This is a genomic window from Cupriavidus sp. 86D6 (assembly GCF_057815095.1).
In genome coordinates, this window is the sequence record NZ_JBYPSB010000006.1 from 68,095 (window position 1) to 88,258 (window position 20,164).

Annotated in this window: 19 protein-coding genes; 3 read left to right on the forward strand and 16 right to left on the reverse strand. The window is 66.0% G+C overall.

The annotated features are described in order from the left end of the window. Positions 1–36 precede the first annotated feature (36 nt). The 5 genes from AC3G88_RS15880 to AC3G88_RS15900 form a co-directional block, all read right to left on the reverse strand. Entirely contained in the window at positions 37–1,227 is a 1,191-nt protein-coding gene (locus tag AC3G88_RS15880) for an acetyl-CoA C-acetyltransferase (protein ID WP_488893506.1), read from the reverse strand. 42 nt (positions 1,228–1,269) lie between these two features. Further along, positions 1,270–1,941, reverse strand: a complete 672-nt coding sequence (can, locus tag AC3G88_RS15885) for a carbonate dehydratase (protein ID WP_092600310.1) — start codon at positions 1,939–1,941, stop codon at positions 1,270–1,272. Beyond that, the gene (aceK, locus tag AC3G88_RS15890; protein ID WP_488893507.1) at positions 1,938–3,749 is read right to left on the reverse strand and encodes a bifunctional isocitrate dehydrogenase kinase/phosphatase; all 1,812 of its coding nucleotides are present in this window, start codon (positions 3,747–3,749) and stop codon (positions 1,938–1,940) included. The genes can and aceK overlap by 4 nt, the downstream gene beginning before the upstream one ends. Positions 3,750–3,874: 125 nt before the next feature. Further along, a complete protein-coding gene (locus AC3G88_RS15895; protein WP_153946144.1) occupies positions 3,875–5,056 on the reverse strand; it encodes an isovaleryl-CoA dehydrogenase in 1,182 nt (393 codons plus the stop codon). 167 nt (positions 5,057–5,223) lie between these two features. Continuing rightward, a complete protein-coding gene (locus AC3G88_RS15900; protein ID WP_153946445.1) occupies positions 5,224–5,649 on the reverse strand; it encodes a MerR family transcriptional regulator in 426 nt (141 codons plus the stop codon). Positions 5,650–5,825: 176 nt separating this feature from the next. On the opposite strand from AC3G88_RS15900, the gene AC3G88_RS15905 reads away from it, so the two are divergent. Further along, positions 5,826–6,902, forward strand: coding sequence for an MBL fold metallo-hydrolase (locus AC3G88_RS15905; protein ID WP_488893508.1), 1,077 nt, complete (start codon positions 5,826–5,828; stop codon positions 6,900–6,902). Here AC3G88_RS15905 and AC3G88_RS15910 read toward each other — a convergent pair. The 5 genes from AC3G88_RS15910 to argS all read right to left on the reverse strand — a co-directional run bounded on the left by AC3G88_RS15910 (position 6,899) and on the right by argS (position 12,020). Next, positions 6,899–7,726: a helical backbone metal receptor gene (locus AC3G88_RS15910; protein WP_488893678.1), complete on the reverse strand. Its 828-nt coding sequence runs from the start codon at positions 7,724–7,726 to the stop codon at positions 6,899–6,901. The two genes, AC3G88_RS15905 and AC3G88_RS15910, sit on opposite strands and share 4 nt — an antisense overlap. Beyond that, a complete protein-coding gene (locus AC3G88_RS15915) occupies positions 7,726–8,523 on the reverse strand; it encodes an SDR family oxidoreductase (protein ID WP_488893509.1) in 798 nt (265 codons plus the stop codon). The genes AC3G88_RS15910 and AC3G88_RS15915 overlap by 1 nt, the downstream gene beginning before the upstream one ends. A 131-nt stretch (positions 8,524–8,654) precedes the next feature. Then, positions 8,655–9,293 carry a thiol:disulfide interchange protein DsbA/DsbL gene (locus AC3G88_RS15920; RefSeq protein WP_488771539.1) on the reverse strand — a complete coding sequence of 213 codons (639 nt, stop codon included), beginning with the start codon at positions 9,291–9,293 and terminating at the stop codon, positions 8,655–8,657. Positions 9,294–9,407: 114 nt separating this feature from the next. After that, positions 9,408–10,145, reverse strand: a complete 738-nt coding sequence (locus AC3G88_RS15925) for an SPOR domain-containing protein (RefSeq protein ID WP_488893510.1) — start codon at positions 10,143–10,145, stop codon at positions 9,408–9,410. 54 nt (positions 10,146–10,199) lie between these two features. Further along, complete coding sequence (gene argS / locus AC3G88_RS15930; RefSeq protein ID WP_488893511.1) at positions 10,200–12,020, reverse strand: arginine--tRNA ligase; 1,821 nt, start codon at positions 12,018–12,020, stop codon at positions 10,200–10,202. Positions 12,021–12,206: 186 nt separating this feature from the next. On the opposite strand from argS, the gene AC3G88_RS15935 reads away from it, so the two are divergent. Then, a complete protein-coding gene (locus tag AC3G88_RS15935) occupies positions 12,207–12,527 on the forward strand; it encodes a DUF1840 domain-containing protein (protein WP_153946150.1) in 321 nt (106 codons plus the stop codon). Between the two features lie 322 nt (positions 12,528–12,849). On the opposite strand, the gene AC3G88_RS15940 is transcribed toward AC3G88_RS15935, so the two are convergent. Then, positions 12,850–13,269: a hypothetical protein gene (locus AC3G88_RS15940; RefSeq protein ID WP_488771542.1), complete on the reverse strand. Its 420-nt coding sequence runs from the start codon at positions 13,267–13,269 to the stop codon at positions 12,850–12,852. A 72-nt stretch (positions 13,270–13,341) separates the two neighbouring features. Continuing rightward, positions 13,342–13,506 (reverse strand): DUF1328 domain-containing protein, encoded by a 165-nt coding sequence (locus AC3G88_RS15945; protein ID WP_153946447.1) that lies wholly within the window; start codon positions 13,504–13,506, stop codon positions 13,342–13,344. A gap of 281 nt (positions 13,507–13,787) precedes the next feature. Between AC3G88_RS15945 and AC3G88_RS15950 the strand changes: the two genes are divergently transcribed. Further along, on the forward strand, positions 13,788–15,179 hold the full coding sequence (locus AC3G88_RS15950; RefSeq protein WP_488893512.1) for a sensor histidine kinase: 1,392 nt from the start codon (positions 13,788–13,790) through the stop codon (positions 15,177–15,179). Between the two features lie 72 nt (positions 15,180–15,251). On the opposite strand, the gene AC3G88_RS15955 is transcribed toward AC3G88_RS15950, so the two are convergent. The 4 genes from AC3G88_RS15955 to metH all read right to left on the reverse strand — a co-directional run bounded on the left by AC3G88_RS15955 (position 15,252) and on the right by metH (position 20,138). Then, positions 15,252–15,659 carry a response regulator gene (locus tag AC3G88_RS15955; protein ID WP_488893513.1) on the reverse strand — a complete coding sequence of 136 codons (408 nt, stop codon included), beginning with the start codon at positions 15,657–15,659 and terminating at the stop codon, positions 15,252–15,254. A 70-nt stretch (positions 15,660–15,729) separates the two neighbouring features. Further along, positions 15,730–16,362, reverse strand: coding sequence for a response regulator (locus AC3G88_RS15960; RefSeq protein WP_061956399.1), 633 nt, complete (start codon positions 16,360–16,362; stop codon positions 15,730–15,732). A 310-nt stretch (positions 16,363–16,672) separates the two neighbouring features. Then, complete coding sequence (locus tag AC3G88_RS15965; RefSeq protein ID WP_488771544.1) at positions 16,673–17,062, reverse strand: hypothetical protein; 390 nt, start codon at positions 17,060–17,062, stop codon at positions 16,673–16,675. 328 nt (positions 17,063–17,390) lie between these two features. Next, positions 17,391–20,138, reverse strand: a complete 2,748-nt coding sequence (gene metH, locus AC3G88_RS15970; protein WP_488893514.1) for a methionine synthase — start codon at positions 20,136–20,138, stop codon at positions 17,391–17,393. Positions 20,139–20,164: the final 26 nt, after the last annotated feature.

A 20,164-nucleotide genomic window follows, 5' to 3' on the forward strand; every position in this document is an offset into this window, starting at 1 on the left:
CTCCTTCTCGTTGTCGTTTGCTGTGGCGTGTGTCGATCAGACGATTTCGATGCCGACCGCCGTGGCCTCGCCCCCGCCGATGCACAGGCTGGCCACGCCGCGCTTGCCGCCGGTCTTGCGCAGCGCGCCGATCAGCGTGGTCATGATGCGCGCGCCCGAGGCGCCGATCGGATGGCCCAATGCGCAGGCCCCGCCATGGATATTGACCTTGTCATGCGGAATCTTGAGGTCATGCATGGCAGCCATCGGTACGACGGCGAACGCTTCGTTGATCTCGAACAGGTCCACGCTGTCGGTGGTCCAGTCCAGCTTGCGGTACAGCTTGGCGATGGCCTCCACCGGCGCGGTCGTGAACCAGCCCGGCGCCTGTGCGTGCGAGGTATGGCCCAGCATGCGCGCGACCGGCACCAGGCCCAGCTGCTTCGCGGTGGATTCGCGCATCATCACCAGCGCGGCGGCGCCATCGTTGATCGACGAAGACGAGGCGGCGGTGATCGTGCCGTCCCTGGCAAAGGCCGGCTTCAGCGACGGAATCTTGTCCACCTTGATGCGGCGCGGGCCTTCGTCTGTATCGACGACCGTGTCGCCGCCCTTGCCCGACACCGTGACAGGGGTGATCTCCCAGCGGAAATCGCCGCCCTCGGTGGCACGCTGGGCGCGGCGCACCGATTCCATCGCGAAGGCATCCTGCTGCTCGCGCGTGAACTGGTACTTGGCGGCACAGTCCTCGCCAAACGTGCCCATGGCGCGGCCCTTGTCGTAGGCGTCTTCGAGCCCGTCCAGCATCATGTGGTCGTAGATCATGCCGTGGCCGATGCGATAACCGCCCCGGCCCTTCGGAATCAGGTACGGCGCGTTGGTCATGCTTTCCATGCCGCCGGCCACGGCGATGTCGAACGAGCCGGCCAGCAGGCCGTCGTAGACCGACATGGCCGCGCGCATGCCCGAGCCGCACATCTTGTTGACCGTGGTACAGGCGACGTCCAGCGGCAGACCCGCGCCCAGCGCGGCCTGGCGGGCCGGCGCCTGCCCCTGCCCGGCCGGCAGCACGCAGCCGAACACCACTTCCTGCACCTGCTCCGGCTTGATACCGGCCCGCTCCACCGCCGCGCGGATGGCGGCGGCGCCAAGCTGCGGCGCGGTCAGACTGCTCAGTTCGCTCTGGAACGCACCCATCGGGGTGCGCGCCGCGGAAACGATGACGGTCGGGTCGTTCGGGTGTTGCATGTCTGTGTCTCCTCGAAGCAGGTAGGCTTCAGTCGTAGTAATTCAGCGAATCGATGCTTGTGGCGGATCGCCGTATTGCTGCAGGGCCGCGGCAATCTGCGTCTGCAGTTCCTCGTTGCTGCTGGCGGCCATGCCCAGGTCGCGCAGCAGGCCGTCGGACACGCCGTAGATCCAGCCGTGCACGGTCACCTGCTGGCCCCGGTCCCAGGCGTCCTGCAGCACGGTGGTCTGGCAGATGTTGTTGACCTGCTCGATCACGTTGAGCTCGCACAGGCGCGTGTGGGCGTCGTCCTCGCGCAGCACGGTGCCCAGGTAGGCCGAATGCTTGTCGGCCACGTCCTGCACGTGGCGCAGCCAGTTGTCGCACAGGCCTACGCGCTCGCGCTTGAGCGCCACCTTCACGCCGCCGCAGCCATAGTGGCCCACCACGGTGATGTGGCGCACCTTCAGCACTTCCACGGCGAACTGGATCACCGACAGCGCATTCAGGTCGCTGTGCGAGATCACATTGGCGATATTGCGATGTACGAACACCTCGCCCGGTGCCAGGCCCAGGATCTGGTTGGCGGGCACGCGTGAATCGGAGCAGCCGATCCACAGGTATTCGGGCGCCTGCTGGTTGGCCAGGCGCGTGAAGAATGTGGGGTCTTCCGCGTTGACGCGATCTACCCACTCGCGATTGTTGCGGAACAATTGGGCGATGGCATCACTCATGCTGCCCTCCTTGCGTCGTCGGTTGTTGCTGCGCCGTAGCGATGGATGAAGCGTTCTTGTTGTGGATAGGCAAAGAAGTCATGTACATGGCCGGCCAGCAGCCGGTCCTTGTGTTGCTGCCACATGGCAGCGTCAAAGAAGTCGGAATGGTGCCGCAGGAACGCGGCCCGCACGCGCGGGTCCCCCAGCAGGAACGTGCGATAGGTCTCCGGGAAGATGTCGTGCGGATGTACGGTGTACCACACCTCGCCGGACATTTCCTCTTCCTCGTTGCGCGGCTCGGGCACGCGGCGGATATTGCAGTCGGTCAGGTACTCGATTTCGTCGTAGTCGTAGAACACCACGCGGCCGTGCCGGGTGACGCCGAAGTTCTTGTAGAGCATGTCGCCCGGGAAGATGTTCGCGGCGATCAACTCCTTGATGGCGTCGCCATACTCGCGGATGCCGTGGTCCACCTGGGCGTCGGTGCCTTCCTGCAGCCAGATGTTGAGCGGGGTCATGCGCCGTTCGATATACAGGTGGCGCACCACGATTTCGTCGCTGCCGTCGCTGCTGCGCTGGTATTCGAGCATCGACGGCACGTGCCGGGTCAGCTCGCGCAGCAGCGCATCGTCAAAGCGCGATAGCGGGAACGCCACGTTCGAGTATTCGAGCGTATCGGCCATGCGGCCCACGCGGTCGTGCTGCTTCACGAGCTGGTACTTCGATTTCACGAGCGCGCGCGTGGTTTCCTTGGGCGGCGGAAATGCATCGCGGATCACCTTGAACACATAGGGGAACGACGGCAGCGTGAACACCAGCATCACCAGCCCCTGGATGCCGGGCGCCACGACGAACTTGTCCGACGAATGCTGCAGATGGTGCAGGAAGTCGCGGTAGAACAGGTTCTTGCCTTGCTTCTGCAGGCCCAGCGACGTGTAGATCTCGGCGCGCGACTTGCGCGGCAGCAGGTCGGCCAGGAAGGTCACGTAGGCCGACGGGATTTCCATGTCGACCAGGAAATAGGCATGCGCGAACGAGAATAGCACCAGCAGCTGTTCCGGGCGCAGCAGCACGGTGTCGAGGACCAGCTTGCCGGACGGCCCGTGGATCACCGGAATTGCCATCGGATAGGTCTGGTCGCCATTCAGCACCCGGCCGATGATGAACGCAGTCTTGTTGCGGAAGAACAGCGACGACAGCGTATGCACCTGGAAATTCGGCGCCACGCGGAATTCGCCGGCATGCTCGTCGAGCGCGCGCAGGACATAGCCGACGTCGCGCTTCAGGTCCTCGAACGGCGTATCGAGCTGGAAATTGTGGACGATCCGCTCGAAGCAAACGGCCATGCCCTCGCGGCTGCCCGGGTAGTAGGCCCGGTAGGTCGGCCGGGTGGGCGACTCCTCGTTCTCGATGTATTCCGTGGAGACGGCCGGACGCACGAAGATGAAGTCGTTGTTGAAGTACGACCGGTGCAGGATGCGCGTGCAGACCGAGTTGAAAAACGTCTCGGCCAGTTCGGGCTGGTGGTGGTTGGTCAGCAGGCCGATGTAGTGCAGCTTGACCTGCTGCCAGATGTCGTCGTCGAGTTGCTCGGCGTCGTATTCGTCCTGCAGCGTCACCACGGCCTCGTGCACCCGGTCGTTGTAGAACGCGATGCGGTCGCGCTGCAGCGACTGCAGGCCGTGCCAGTCGCGGGCCTCGAAACGCGCCTTGGCCGTGACGCCGGCCTCGCGGAACAGCCGGTAGTGCTTGTCGAATCCGTCGAGCAGGGTCCGCGCCACATCGTAGGCAATCTGCGAGGCGAGCAGCTTGGGGAAGTGGGACATGACGCGAAGGTTCCGGACGGGCGCGAGAGACGGCTGGCAGTCGAAATTGTAACGGCGTTCGGGTGGGTCCCCCGTGGGGGCATCCACGAACGCCTTATGAAGCACTTTCTGCGTTCTACCGCGGTTTACATCGTCTCCGCGAACAGTTCGCGCCCAATCAGCATGCGGCGGATTTCCGATGTACCCGCGCCGATCTCGTACAGCTTGGCATCGCGCCACAGGCGGCCCACCGGATATTCGTTGATATAGCCGTTGCCGCCCAGGATCTGCACCGATTCGCCGGCCATCCAGGTCGCCTTCTCGGCCGTGTACAGGATGACGGCCGCGCAGTCCTTGCGCACCTGGCGCACGTGGTCGGTGCCCAGGGCGTCCAGGTTCTTGCCCACCGTGTACAGGTAGCTGCGGGCGGCCTGCAGCGTCGTGTACATGTCGGCCACCTTGCCCTGGATCAGCTGGAATTCGCCGATGCTCTGGCCGAACTGCTTGCGGTCGTGGATATACGGCGTGACCACGTCCATGCAGGCCTGCATGATGCCGACCGGCCCGCCCGACAGCACGGCGCGCTCGTAGTCCAGCCCGCTCATCAGCACCTTGGCGCCGCCGTTTTCAGCCCCGAGGATGTTCTCCACCGGCACCTCCACGTCCTGGAACACCAGTTCGCCGGTGTGCGACCCGCGCATGCCGAGCTTGTCGAGCTTCTGCGCCACCGAGAACCCCTTCATGCCCTTTTCGACGATGAAGGCGGTCATGCCGCGCGCGCCCAGGTCGGGCTCCGTCTTGGCGTAGACCACCAGCACGTCGCAGTCCGGGCCGTTGGTGATCCACATCTTGGTGCCGTTCAGCACGAAGCGGTCGCCCTTGAAGTCGGCGCGCAGCTTCATGCTGACCACGTCGGACCCGGCGTTCGGCTCGCTCATGGCCAGCGCGCCAATCCATTCGCCCGACACCAGCCTGGGCAGGTACTTTGCCTTCTGCGCGGCCGTGCCATTGCGGTGGATCTGGTTCACGCACAGGTTCGAGTGGGCGCCGTACGACAGGCCCACCGATGCCGACGCGCGGCTGATTTCCTCCATCGCGATCATATGGGCCAGGTAGCCCATGTTGGCGCCGCCGTACTCCTCGGCCACGGTGATGCCCAGCACGCCCAGGTCGCCCATCTTCTTCCAGGCATCCATGGGAAACTGGTCGGTCCGGTCGATCTCGCCAGCGCGCGGCGCCAGTTCGGCCTGGGCCCAGCTACGCACCGATTCGCGCAGCATTTCGATGTCTTCGCCAAGGTCGAATTTGAGGCCGGGAAGTTCGGTCATGGTGTTGTCTCCTGGTTCTGTCGCTGGGTCTGTCTCTGTCGCCGGTTCTGTCGCCAGTACGGTCGCGGTCGGCGCAGGGTTCGGTATCGGGATGTCGGGAGCTATTTTATTGACGTTTACGTAAACGTCAATTGGCGTTGCCACGAAGTGTCGGCTTCGCGGCGGGATCACGCCGTATGGGTGTGGCCCGCGTCATGGTGTGCCGCCAGCAGCGCCTTGCACTGGCGTTCGTGCTGGTCGATCTCGGCCAGCTGGGCCTGGAGGTCGTCGAGCTGCCGCTCCAGCGTGCCGCGATGCTGGGCCAGCAGGTGCAGGAAGCGTTCAAGCTGCGGGGCGGTGTCACGCGGCGACTCGTAGAGGTCCAGAATTTCGCGGATTTCATTGAGAGTAAGCCCTAACCTCTTGCCGCGCAGCGTGAGCTTCAGGCGCGTGCGTTCGCGGCCGTTGTAGACGCGTTTGCGGCCGCTGGGGCCTTCCCGGTCCGGCGACAGCAGGCCCTGGTCCTCGTAGAAGCGGATCGCGCGCGGCGTCACTTCGAATTCGCGCGCAAGATCGGTAATCGTGTAGGTGGCGGAAGATGGCTGAGCCGACATATGGCGTCCTGCAAAAATGAACGGTCGTTCGCGGATTCGTTGCATCATCAACTTTTTCGTCTAAGATGACGTGCATGGCTTGCGAATTGACGTTAACGTTAGCGTCAACTGTCGCGCATGACAATCCGAACAAGAGCGTGCCCGCCGAGCACGCCGCTATCGACGAGACAAACCCCATGAACGCACTCGAACATCAGCTCCAATATCCGTTTGGCGACACCATGCCCGAACCCGGCACGCGCCAGGAAGTCGCGCCGGGCGTGTACTGGCTGCGCATGCCGCTGCCCTTCGCGCTGGATCACATCAACCTGTGGCTGCTGCGGGACCGCATCGACGGCCGCGACGGCTGGACCATCGTCGATTGCGGGATCACCAACGACACCATCCAGGCGCACTGGGAAACCATCTTCGCCAATGAGCTGGAAGGCCTGCCGGTGCTGCGGGTGCTGGTCACGCACTGCCACCCCGACCACGTCGGCCTGGCGCACTGGATCTGCAAGCGGTGGGATGTGCGGCTGTGGATGAGCCTGGGCGACTACATGTCGGCCCGCGTGATGGCAGGCGGCTCGGGCGTCGGTTCCAATGCCGGCGGCGACTTCGCGGCCAGCCACTTCGCGCGCCACGGACTGACCGACCCCGACAATCTCGAAAAGCTGCGTGGCCGCAAGAGCTACTACCCGTCGCTGGTGCCGGACCTGCCGACCCAGTACCGCCGACTGATGGATGGCGACACCGTCCAGATCGGCGCCGATCCGGCCAGTGCGTCGTGGCGCGTGATCACCGGCTACGGCCACGCCCCTGAACATGTGGCGCTGTACAACGCAGCCACCCACGTGCTGATCTCGGGCGATATGGTGCTGCCTCGTATTTCGACGAATGTCAGCGTGTTCGACATGGAGCCCGAGGCCAATCCGCTGCAGCTCTATGTCGATTCACTGGGCAAGTACCTTGACCTGCCCGAAGACGTGCTGATCCTGCCGTCGCATGGCCGGCCGTTCCGCAATCTCCACACGCGCATCCAGCAACTGCGCGAACACCATGTCGACCGCCTGGCCGAGACGCTGGCCGCCTGCGCCGAGAAACCGTGCAACGCGCACGACATCGTCGGCGTGATCTTCCGCCGCCAGTTCGACATCCACCAGCTGACATTCGCGATGGGCGAGGCGCTGGCGCACCTGCACGCGCTGTGGCATCGCGGCGAACTGGTGCGGCAGGTGGGCGACGACGGCGTCGTCCGCTTTACGAAGGCCTAGAACCCTTCCGCCAGCGTCTTCAGGTAGCGCGCGCCGGCCACGGCGCGGCTGCCGTACCACGACAGCATCTCGCCATCCACCAGCAGCACCGGCTTGCCGATCTGCCGCTCCAGCGCATCGGCGTGGTCCTCGGTGAAGCGGTACGGCTCGGTGGACAGCAGCACGGCGTCCAGGTCGCGCACCAGCGCATCGCTCCAGCGGAAGGTCGGATACCGGTCGCCAGCCGCGTTGGGCCGGCTGCAATCGCCATCGACACACACCTGCGGCGTGGCGTCCGGCCAGGTGGCCCAGTTCACCAGCGCCAGCATCTGGCTGATATAGGTATCGCGCGACACCGTCATCCACGGGTCCTGCCAGACTGCGTAGAGCACCCGCCGCGCGGGCCATGGCCGGCTGCGCAATGCATCGAGCCCGGCCCGCAGGTCGGCCGCCAGCCGGTCCGCCTCGGCCTGCCGCCCGAAGATGCCGCCCAGCAGCGCGTAAAGCGCGAAGTTGTCCGCCGGCAGGCACGGATGGGTGACGATCACGTGCGGCACGAAGCTTCGGATATCGTCCACGGTCTCGCGCCGGTTCTCGTCGATATTGACGATCACATGCGTCGGCGCCAGCGCGCGCAGGCGGTCGAGCTTGACGTCCTTGGTGCCGCCCACCTTCGCCACCGCGCGGACTGCCGGTTCCGGATGGACGCAGAACCCGGTGCGCGCCACGATCTGGTCAGCCAGCCCCAGGTCGAACAGCAATTCGGTGATGGACGGCACCAGCGACGCGATGCGCACGGCGCCTTCGGCCGGGCCATGAGACTGGCCAACCGCATCGGTCCACATCATGCGCGCCTGGACTGCCGCGGCTTGCGCGGCGCGCGCCGAAACAGCGCGTCGTAGAGCCAGCGCGGCATCACGTGCAGCAGCGACGCCACCACGCCCATCTGCCACGGAATCACCGCAAATCGCGTACCGGCGCCGATCTTGCGCAGGGCCTTGCGCGCAAACACGTCGGCGTCCATCAGGAACGGCATCTTGTACGGGTTATGCGCGGTCATCGGCGTACGGATATAGCCCGGCGCGATCGTTACCACGCGAATCCGCTCGCGCGACTGTTCCAGCCGCAAGCTTTCCAGCAGCTTGATCACGGCCGACTTCGATGCGCTGTACGCGCCGCCCCCCGGCAGGCCACGCACGCCCGCCACGCTGGCAATGCCGACCAGCGTGCCGCGCCAGCCGTCCGGCCCGACCGGCTGCGCGCGCATCGGCGCCAGAAATGGCTGAAATGTGGTCAGTGTGCCAAACCAGTTGGTATCCATCACCGTGCGGAAGACTTCCAGGTCTTCGCGCTCGCTGGCGACGGTGCCCACCGAGACACCGGCGTTGGCGACGACCACGTCGGGGCATCCGACATTGGCCAGGAAGTCGGACGCCGCCGCGTTCATGGCGTCGGCGTCGCGGACATCGACGGCGTAGATGCGCACGGCGGCGGGATCGGGCAGGCTGGCGGCAAAGGCGCGAAGCGCGTCCTCACGTCGGCCCACCAGGCCAAGCGTCGCGCCCTGTTCGGCATAGGCGCGCGCAAGGGCCTGGCCAATGCCGCTGGACGCGCCGGTCAGGAAGATTTTCTGGGGGTTCATGGGTGGGAATATAGCGCGGGTGGCCGTCGAGAGGCCGGCGCGTCAAGGTGCCGGAAGCGCCAGAAGCAAAACAGCCCGGTGCATCGGCTGCACCGGGCTGTTGGTGTCGATCCGGCCGGGACGGCGGTCGATCAGAGCTTCTTGTCGCGCACGCCGGTGACCAGGAAGTCCATGGCCTGGACGGCCGCGGACTTGGTGCCGGCGATCGACGGCGAGGTCTCGTACTTGCCCTGCACCACCACGGTCGGCACGCCATCGATCTTGTAGGCGTCGGCGATCTTGTTGGCGCGCTGCGCGTTGGTGGTCACCGAGAACGAGTTGTAGGTGTCCAGCCACTGCTTGCGGTCGATGCCGTTGGCGGCCATGAAATCGGCGATTTCATCGGCGGTCAGCAGGCGCTTGCGCTGCTTGTGGATGGCGTCGAACACCTTGGTGTGCATGGCATCGACCTTGCCCAGCGACTCCAGCGCATAGAAGATCTTCGTATGCGGCAACAGGTCGTCGCGGAAGGCCACCGGCACGCGCTTGAACACCACGTCCTTGCCCTGCTTCTTGACCCAGGCTTCCAGCTCGGGCTCGAAATCGTAGCAGTGCGGGCAGCCGTACCAGAAGAACTCGGTCACCTCGATCTTGCCAGCCGGCACCGGCTGCGGGGCTTTCAGAACCGTGTAGTCCTTGCCTTCGGTCGGCGCGGCCATGGCGGCGGGCGCGGACATCAGCAGGCCGCCTACGGCGGCAGCGGTGGCGATCAGTGCGGCGATTTTCTTCATGTCAGAAGGGCCTTACGGGTTGAACGTGCTCGACGAGCGATGGGATAGCGTCTAAGACCGGAGCGGCGGCACATGGTTCGCGCCAGCCCGCCCCGGACAGAATATTTCGCCGGATTACTGCTTCGTGAAACGGATCACCGAAGCGTCGAAGCCGGCCGACTGCAGGCGGTCGCGCGCACGGTTCATGTCTTCGATCCGGTTGAACGGCCCCAGGCGGACGCGGTACATCTTGACGCCGTTAACGTCGCGGTCGGTCACCTTGGCCTCGAAGCCCTGCATGGCCAGGTTGGCCTTCTGGCGGTCGGCGTCGTCCTGGGACCGGAACGCGCCCACCTGCAGCAGGTAGCCCACCTTGTTGGCATCGGCCTGGGCAATCTCGGCGATGGGGTCGGCCACCGGCTTTTCGGCCGGACGCGCGGCGGGCTTTTCCGCCGGCTTCTCGGCCGGCTTGCTGGCCACCGCGCCATTGCTGGCCGGCGCCTCGGGCGGACGGCTGGGGGCCACGGGCGCCTGTGCGGCCGGCTGTTCGGGCTGGCCCACCGGCTTGGCGGGCGTCTTGCTCCACAGCGGCTTGTTCGGATCGGCCGGCTCGGCGCCCGGCTGGGCCTGTTGCGCCTGCTGGGTCGGGTTGGGCAGCGTGCTGGCCACGTTGCCGGGCTCGGTTGGACGCGGCGCCGGGCCGCTGTTGCCGTTGCCCTTGAACGGCGCGGGCGACTTGGTGATGTACAGCGCGATGACCACGGCAATGGCCAGGCCGACGATCAGCCCGAGCACCAGGCCCAGGAACGTGCCGCCACGCTGCGTCTGGCGATGGCGGACGGCGCGCGGGGCGCGCTTTGCATTGTGTTGCATGGAGTCCTCTTCGGTGTTGCCGGGGATTATAGAGCCAGTCCGATGACGCGCAGTTCAGGCCGCGGGCGTTTCCTGCTCGGGGGCACGGTCCATCCGTTGCGGCGCCGATACGCCGATGACGGCCAGGCCGTTCTTGAGCACCTGCCGGGTGGCAGCCAGCAGCGCCAGGCGGGCGCGCTTGACCGTTTCATCGTCCACCAGCACGCGGTCGGCGTTGTAGAACGCGTGGAAGTCGCCCGCCAGGTCGCGCAGGTAGAACGCCACGGCGTGCGGCGCCAGTTCGCTGGCGGCGGCGGCCAGCATGTCCGGGAACTCGGCCAGGCGGCGGCCCAGCGCGATGGCCTGCGGGCTCACGTCGGAGGCGGTAACGGCGGCCAGGTCCACGCTGGCCAATTCCGGCAGGCGCGCCTGCCAGTCGGCGCCGCCCCAGGCCTCGAAGATCGAGCAGATGCGCGCGTGGGCGTACTGCACGTAGTACACCGGGTTCTCGTCGTTCTGCTTCAGCGCCAGGTCCACGTCGAACACGAATTCGGTGTCGGCCTTGCGCGACAGCAGGAAGAAGCGCACGGCGTCGCGCCCGCGCGTGAAGTGTGCCGGCCAGTCGGCCACGCCGGCTTCCAGGCAGCCGCGGATGGTCTCGTCACCGCCGTTGCTCCACTCGATCAGGTCGCGCACGGTCACGTACGAGCCGGCGCGCTTGGAGATCTTCACCTCCTCGCCGTTCTTCATCACGGTGACCATCTTGTGCAGCACGTAGTCGGGGTAGCCCTGCGGGATGCCGATATCCAGGCCCTGCAGGCCGGCGCGCACGCGGGCGATGGTGCCGTGGTGGTCGCTGCCCTGCACGTTGATGACCTTGGCGAAGCCGCGCTCCCACTTGGTGGTGTGGTAGGCCACGTCCGGCACGAAGTACGTATAGGTGCCGTCGCTCTTCTTCATGACGCGGTCCTTGTCGTCGCCATCGTCGGTCGTGCGCAGCCACAGCGCGCCTTCGCTCTCGTACGTCTTGCCGCGGCCGATCAGCGACTGCACGGCGGCTTCCACGCGGCCGTCGCTATACAGCGACGATTCCAGGTAGTAGCGGTCGAACTTCACGCCGAACGCCTGCAGGTCGATGTCCTGCTCGTTGCGCAGGTAGGTCACGGCAAACTTGCGGATCGACTCCAGATCCTCGACGTTGCCCGACGCCGTCACCGGCTCGCCGTCCGATGCCGAGACCGTCTTGCCGGCCAGGAAGTCGGCGGCGATGTCGGCGATGTAGTCGCCGTTGTAGGCCGATTCGGGCCAGCCGGCGTCGCCCGGCTTCAGGCCGCGCGCCCGTGCCTGGACCGACACCGCCAGGGTGTGGATCTGCACGCCGGCGTCGTTGTAATAGAACTCGCGATGGACCTTCCAGCCCTGCCAGGCCAGCAGGTTGGCCAGCGCGTCGCCCAGCGCGGCCTGGCGGCCGTGGCCGACATGCAGCGGGCCGGTCGGGTTGGCCGACACGAACTCCACCAGCACCTGGCCATGCTCGCCGGACGGACGGGCCCCGTAGCGGTCACCGTCGCTCAGCACCGCGCGCAGCACCTCCGCGCGGGCCGCCGGGCTCAGGCGCAGGTTGATGAAGCCGGGACCGGCGATCTCAAGCCCCGCCACCAGCGCCGATGCGCGCGGATCGGCGGCAACCGCGTCCACCACCTTCTGCGCCAGTTCGCGCGGGTTGGTCTTCAGCGCCTTGGCCACCTGCATGGCGATGTTGCACGCCAGATCGCCGTGAGCCGCCTGCTTGGGGCGCTCGAACGTGACCGCGGGCAGGGCGGCGTCGGCCGGGGCGAGCGCGCGTACGGCATCGGTGAATGCGGCGGCGAGTTGGGAGGTCTGAACAGGCAGCATGGATGTCTGGGCCTTCGAAAGCGGAAATGCCGCCGGGGCTCGGGCGGGCCAAAAAGTGAAGGCCCCGCCCCGCGCGCCGGCAGTGGAAATCGGGAAACGCGGAATTTTATCAGGTGCTATGCTGACATCATGCGACGACCTCTGCGCCCCGCGCCACCCATGTCGCCACTCGTGAAAGGAAACATCATGCTGATCACCTTCAAATCCCACGCGGCGCAAGACCTGATCATGATGAAGGATCTTGCCATCACGCTGCTTGGCATCATTGGCAAGCATCTGGGCGAACGTGGGGTGATCACGACCGAGGAACTGCCGGCGGCGATCCGCAAGCTGGAAGCCGCCGTCCAGGACGCCAGGAAGGTCCACCCGGCCGACACCACGATACACCCTGGCCCGGAAGACGACCGGGAAGAAGAGCCCCTGCACCTGGGGCAGCGCGCCTACCCGTTCCTGGACATGCTGCGCCTGTCGCAGAAGGAAGGCTCCGACGTGATGTGGGGCGTCTGAGCCCGCATCGCCTGCCTTCGGGCTGATCGTTACCCCACCGGCGCGCCATGCGCGACGCCGGTGCGCGCCTCCGAACGGCGGCCCGTCCGCGCCGCCCGCCCCGATTCGCCGCCCCGCAGAAAGCAAACTGAAAGGTTGTCGCCATCGATGCGTGGCGCGCAAAAAAAGAACCCGGACACCGCTTGGTGCCCGGGCGCCCCGGATCAGGGATATATCCGGAAAGGGGGTTGCTGCAGGGGTAAGGGGGAGAGACCCTTGAACGTCTTGTTCTACCTGCGTATCCCTGGGGCGCCGGCGACCTGGGCCGCCAGCCGCCGGTGATCTATTCGCCGTTGCGCCGGCCGGCCAGCAGCAGGCCGATACAGGCGCCGACCAGCGCGGCCACGCCGACCGCCTTCAGTGGCGAATCCACCACGCGCTGCCGGCCGTGGTCGACGGCCACATCCACCTGATCGCGTGCCCAGTGCATGCCGTCGAGGCTGCGATCGCGAACGCGACCGCTCAGCTCCTGCGCGCGGGCCCGCAGGCGACGGCCAGCGGCCATGCCTTCGGCGGAGCCTTCGTGCGCCAGCACGTCGATCGTTTGCTGCAGTTGCGCGATCAGCGCCTTGACCTCGCCCGACACCGGCCCAACCGCATCGCGGGTATCACGCGCGGCACTCCGGATCTGGCGCACAGCCGAATCGGCGCTGTCCTGCAAATGATTGATTTCCTTGCGGATCTTTGGATTCTGCGTGAGCATGGGTCCTCCTATGTCCAGTCCCTGGCGGAGTTGCCCGCCGGTCCCCCGGTCAGGCAACGCGTGCTGCTGCGCTTACCGTCGACGCACCAGCCCCATTACCGCGGCGACCAGCGCCACGACCAGGAAGATAAAGAACAGGATCTTCGCGATTTCCACCGCGCCGGCAGCAATACCACCAAAGCCGAAAAGCGCCGCCACCAGGGCGACAATGAAAAAGACGAGTGCGTAGTACAGCATGACCAGTCTCCCGAGGTTAGCGAGCACACCCGCCTGGCGGCCGGTGCTGCGTTCGGCTTGCGCCACGGTGCGCAAGCTCATAGCCTCATCGTAGGGTTCCACCCTTGGACCGCACACCGATTCGAGACCGATTCAGATGTCAGCCAAGTCCTACAGCGCGCGCCGCTTCGCGCCGGATGCGGTACGCCAGCCGCCCCGGTACGATTGACCGCACCATGGCGATGTGATTCCATGGCCGCTCTTCCGCCCCGGCGCGGCGGCGCATCCACCAGCAACCTCCGATGGCCAAGCATTCCCTACTCCTGAGAAACACCCTGCTGCTCGCCGGCGGCATCGTGCTGACACTGGCCGTGCTGATTGCGTCGGAGACCGGCAACCTGCGCCTGCGCGAGGGCTACACCGAAGCCATCCGCTCGCAGCAGCTGCAAAGCGACCTGGGCGAGCTGATCGCCGAACTGGTCAACGCCGAGGCCGGCCAGCGCGGATACCTGCTGACCGGCAAGGAAAGCTACCTGGACCCGTACTACAAGGCGCTGCCCCATATCAGCGAACTGATGTCGCGCATCCGCCAGCACTACGCCAATGATCCCGAAGGGCTGCGCCAGTTCGGCGAGGCGTCGCAGTTTGTCACGCGCAAGCTCAACGAGATGGCGCTGACGCTGGTCTACGGCAAGCGCGACGTCGATGTGGCGCTGGACATGATTCGCACCGACTTCGGCAAGCAAACCATGGAAAGCGCGCGGCGCGGCCTGGAACACCTGCAGGTGCGCGAATCGGGCACGGTCACCCACAACCTCGAAGCCGCCGAGCACGACCTGCAATTGTCGCGCTACGGCATCGGGCTGCTGACGGCCATCAACATCCTGCTGCTGGTGGCCGTGGGCATGGGCCATCAGCGCCGCATGACGATGGCCGAGGCGGCCCGCGAACAACTGGAAGAGGAAAGCGCGCGACTGGATCGCAAGGTGCGCGCGCGCACGCGCCAGCTGTCGGCGCTGGCGGCCCACCTGCAGCGCGTGACCGAGGAAGAAAAGACGCGGCTGTCGCGCGAACTGCACGACGAACTGGGCGCCATCCTGACCGCCATCAAGCTCGACCTGCACTGGGTGAAGATGCGGGTGCAGCAGACACACCCCGAGGCGCGCGACAAGATCACGCGCGTGATGCAGCATGCCGACCAGGCCATCCAGATCAAGCGCCGGCTGATCGAGGACCTGCGGCCCACGGTGCTGCTGAACCTGGGGCTGCGCGAGGCCATCGTGCAGCAGGTGGAAGACGTGGGCACCCGCAACCAGTGGGAAACCCAGGTCGACCTGCCCGAGTCGCTGCCACCGCTGCGCGACAACGCGGCCATCGCGCTGTACCGGATCGTGCAGGAATCGCTGAACAACGCCAGCAAGTACGCCGAGGCGCGGCATATCTCCGTGTCGCTGGCCTGCACGCCGCAGCAACTGACGCTGACGATCCGCGACGACGGCCGCGGCCTGCCGCCCGATTTCGACGCGGGCAGTACCGCCGGCCATCATGGGCTACTGGGGATGGAACAGCGGGTGCTGGCGCTCGGCGGCACGATGCATATCGATTCGGCGCCTGGCCAGGGGGTATCGATCCGCGTCGAGGTGCCGCTGACCACGTCGGTCCTGGCGCCGCCGGAAGAGACCACCGAAATCTGAGCGCCCGGCCAGGGCGGATCACAAGCCGTGGGCGTGGGCCCGCTTCGTCAAACGGCCATCCACAAGTGCAAGCTAGGAGGCGGAGGTCGCGTAGTCCTCGATCACGCGGAACACCTGCTCCAGTTCGAGCGACTTGTCGAAGAAATAGTCGGCGCCGGCCTCGGTGCATTGACGGCGGTACATCGACACCTGCGCATGGTTGGTGTAGACGATGCGGATGCCGGACAGGCCGGCCTTCTGCATTTCGCGCAGCACGTTGATGCCATTGCCCTGGCGCAGTTGCAGGTCGACGATCGACACATCGTACCGGCCATGGGTGGCCAGCTTCACCGCCCCGCTTTCGGTATCGGCCCAGTCCACCGACTCGACGAACGGAAAGGCCGTCAGATATTCCAGCAGCATGCCCCGCAAGACTTCGGAGTCCTCGATCAGGAGGACCCGCAGCGAACGGTTCGAGGAGGCCGTGGCTTGCTCCGGCATGGCGCTTGGCACCTGTCAGGCGAAGAAATGGACGATCAACGGTTCTGGCACGAGAAATCCAAGGTCCGCCCTATTCCACGAGCCCGTTCTTGATGGCGTAGTAGGTCAGGTCGGCATTGGTCTTCATGCCCATCTTCTCCAGGATGCGGGAGCGGTAGGTGCTCACGGTTTTCACGCTCAGGAACAGTTCGTCGGCGATCACCGAGACCGACTGGCCGCGTGACAGCTTGCAGAAGATCTGGAATTCGCGCTCGGAAAGCGTCTGGTGCACCGGCTGTTCGGTCGGCTTGTCGAGCCCGCCGATCAGCAGGTCCGCCACGGTGGGGCTCACGTAGCGGCGGCCCTGGGCCACCGTGCGGATGGCCTTCACCAGGTCGTCCGGCGCCGATTCCTTGGTCAGGTAGCCCGACGCGCCGGCACGGATCAGGTTGATCGCGTACTGGTCTTCGGGATAGGTGGACAGGATCAGCACAGGCAGGTTGGGCAACCGCTGCCGGATCAGCTTCAGCACATCGATGCCGTTTCGGTCCGGCATGGAAATATCGAGTACGAGTACGTCGAACTCGCTGTCGCGCAACTGCGCCATCACTTCGTCGCCGCTGGCGGCTTCGCCCGTCACCTTGATGTCGGGTTCCTCTGAAATGAACTGGCGCAGACCGGCACGCACGATCTCATGATCGTCGGCGATCAAGACGCGGATCATCGGTGTCTCCACGGTGAGGGGGGCGGCCCGCCTGCCGAAGCACGGCCCGGGCCGGTTTCCTGCATTGTAGTGCCGGCGCGACGCCGAATATGTCGGTGTCAGGCTGACATGACGCGCCACGGCGACATCCGCAACCCGGGCGGCGCCGCGCCGCGCGCCGGCGCAGGCGGCCGGAAAATGCTGCAGTGCGACGCTTGCCACGTGACGCTCCACCAAATGCAAGACGGACGCCCGAAGGCGTCCGTCAGTCCATTTGCATACTGCCGGGATGGGGCGGTCTGGAGGGGCCCGCCCGCATCCCGTCCGGCGCTTACTGGATCTTGGTGCCGGCGTCCGCGCCGGCTCCGGCATTGGCGCCCAGGTCACCCTTCTTCGACTTGGCCTTGGCGTGGCCGGTGTGCTTGCCCTTGTTTTCCTTGTCGGTCGGGGTCGACGACAGCGAGGTGTCGGCGCCCGACTTCGCACCCAGGCCGGCCTTGCTGCCCGGGTCCGCCGAACTCGGGCTGGCCGGGGTCACCGCGCCACCGGCCGCGCCGCCGGCATTCAGCCCGGCATTCGGGCTGGCATTCTGCGAGGGGGCGTTCACGGAGGCGCCGACGCCCGCTTGGGTGCCAACCGAGGCACCAGTGCCTTGGGCCATCGCAAACGACGAGGCGGCAGCAATCGACAGGGCGGACAGGGAGATCAGCAGCTTCTTCATGGGAGAGACTCCTTTACTGAATGCTCCGCAGCGAAACATTCGCTGCGGCATTCACGCGGTGTCACGTGAACTGGGTTCCAGTCTATGGAGCCGGCCCGGGCCGGGTGTGAGCACTTGTCAGCTTCTGTAAGCAGTCGTGAAGACATTGCAAACATTGCCTGCCGATCGCCATGCACGCCGGCCGGCCAACGATTTCATCGTATTTTCCTTATGTTTCAACGGCCATCGCAGTGTTATCGGCAGCGGGCGCGGGCCATAAAAAAACCGGGGCGCCGCTGTTACGCGGCGCCCCGGTCATTGCAACTGCTTACAGCTGCAGCGAAGCGGCTTACAGGTTCGGCGCGAGCGCGCGTTCCAGCGTCGTACGGTCTTCGCCGCGACGCGCCACCATGTCGTCCAGCTGGTCCTGGCCAATCTTGCCGACGCTGAAGTACGTCGAGTCCGGGTGCGACAGGTAGAAACCGCTCACCGACGCGGCCGGCGTCATGGCCAGCGACTCGGTAATGCCCATGCCGATCTCGGCGGCGTCCAGCAATTCGAACATCGGCGCCTTGACAGTGTGCTCCGGGCAGGCCGGATAGCCGGGCGCCGGGCGGATGCCGCGATACGCCTCGGCGATCAGCTGGTCGTTGTTCAGCGTCTCGGCGGCGTCGTAGCCCCAGAGGTCGGTCCGCACGCGCTGGTGCAGGCATTCGGCAAAGGCCTCGGCCAGCCGGTCGGCCAGCGCCTTGAGCATGATCGCGCTGTAGTCGTCGTGGTCGGCTTCGAACTGCGCCTCCTTCTTGTCCACGCCAATGCCCGCCGTGACCGCGAACACGCCGATGTAGTCCGCCACGCCGCTCGACTTCGGCGCGACGAAGTCGGCCAGGCAGCGGTTCGGACGGCGCACGCCGTCCACCACCGGGCGTTCGCTCTGCTGGCGCAGGTTGTGCCAGGTCAGTGCCACCTTGCTGCGCGACTCGTCCGTGTAGATCTCGATGTCGTCGTCATTGACGGTGTTGGCCGGCAGCAGCGCCATCACGCCGTTGGCGGTCAGCCAGCGGCCCTGGATCAGGCGGGCCAGCATGCTCTTGCCGTCCGAATACACGCGGCGAGCCGACTCCCCGACGATCTCGTCATTGAGGATGTCCGGGAATTTGCCGGCCAGGTCCCATGTCTGGAAGAACGGGCCCCAGTCGATGAAATTGGCCAGCTCGGACAGGTCGTAGTTGCGGAATACCCGCCGGCCGATGAATTTCGGCTTCGGCGGCACGTAGCTGCTCCAGTCCAGCGGCGTCTTGTTGGCGCGCGCCTCGGCCAGCGACACCATCGGCGTAGCCTTTCTGTTGGCGTGCTGGGCGCGGATGCGGTCGTAGTCGGACTTCAGGTCGTCCAGGTACTTCGCCGCGCCCTCGTCGGACAGCAGGCTCGACGCCACGCTGACCGAGCGCGAGGCATCCGGCACGTAGACCACCGGGCCCTCGTAGTTCGGCGCGATCTTGACCGCCGTGTGCACGCGCGACGTGGTGGCGCCGCCGATCAGCAGCGGAATCTTCTTCACGCGGAAGTAGTCGTCGCGCTGCATCTCCGAGGCCACGTAGGCCATTTCCTCGAGCGACGGCGTGATCAGCCCTGACAGGCCGACGATGTCCGCACCCTCGACCTTGGCCCGCGCCAGGATCTCGTTGCACGGCACCATCACGCCCATGTTCACCACTTCGAAGTTGTTGCACTGGAGCACCACCGACACGATGTTCTTGCCGATGTCGTGCACGTCGCCCTTCACGGTGGCGATCACGATCTTGCCGCGTGCGCGCACGTCGCCGCCGGCCTCGGCCAGCAGGCGCTTTTCTTCCTCGATGAACGGCAGCAGGTGCGCCACGGCCTGCTTCATCACGCGGGCGCTCTTGACCACCTGCGGCAGGAACATCTTGCCCGCGCCGAACAGGTCGCCGACGATGTTCATGCCGTCCATCAGCGGGCCCTCGATCACCTCGATCGGCCGGCCGCCGCGCGCCGCCACCTGCTGGCGCACTTCCTCGGTGTCCTCGACGATGAACGTGGTGATGCCGTGCACCAGCGCATGGGCCAGACGCTCGCCCACGGGCACCGGCGCCTCGGGCGTGCCGCGCCAGGCCAGGTTCTCTTCCTTCTTCTGGCCGCCGCCCTTGAAGCGGTCGGCAATCTCCAGCAGACGGTCGGTGGCGTCGTCGCGGCGGTTCAGCACCACGTCTTCCACGCGCTCGCGCAGTTCCGGGTCCAGCTGGTCGTACACGCCAAGCTGGCCGGCGTTGACGATGCCCATGTCCATGCCCGCTTCGATCGCGTGGTACAGGAACACGGTGTGGATGGCCTCGCGCACCGTGTCATTGCCGCGGAACGAGAACGACACGTTCGACACGCCGCCGCTCACCTTGGCATAGGGCAGGTTCTGCTTGATCCAGCGCGTGGCTTCGATGAAGTCCACCGCGTAGTTGTTGTGTTCCTCGATACCCGTGGCCACCGCGAAGATGTTCGGGTCGAAGATGATGTCCTCGGGCGGGAATCCCACCTCGTTCACCAGCACGTCGTAGCTGCGCTTGCAGATCTCGGTCTTGCGTTCGAAGGTGTCGGCCTGGCCCTTTTCGTCGAAGGCCATCACCACGCTGGCGGCGCCATAGCGACGGATCAGCGTGGCGTGGTGGCGGAACTGCTCCTCGCCTTCCTTGAGCGAGATCGAGTTCACCACGGCCTTGCCCTGCACGCACTGCAGGCCGGCCTCGATCACGTCCCACTTCGACGAATCGATCATGATCGGGACGCGCGCGATGTCCGGCTCCGACGCGATCAGGTTCAGGAACCGGACCATCGCCGCCTTGGAATCGAGCATCGCCTCGTCCATGTTGATGTCGATGATCTGCGCGCCGTTCTCGACCTGCTGGCGGGCCACGGCCAGCGCCTCGTCGAACTGGCCGTTCAGGATCATGCGGGCGAATGCCTTGGAACCGGTGACGTTGGTGCGCTCGCCGACGTTGACGAACAGCGTGTCGTCATCGATCAGGAACGGCTCCAGGCCGGACAGGCGCATCGGACGCGGGGGCAGCTTGCTCTGGCTCATGATGTGTCTTCTCTAATGCTCGGTGC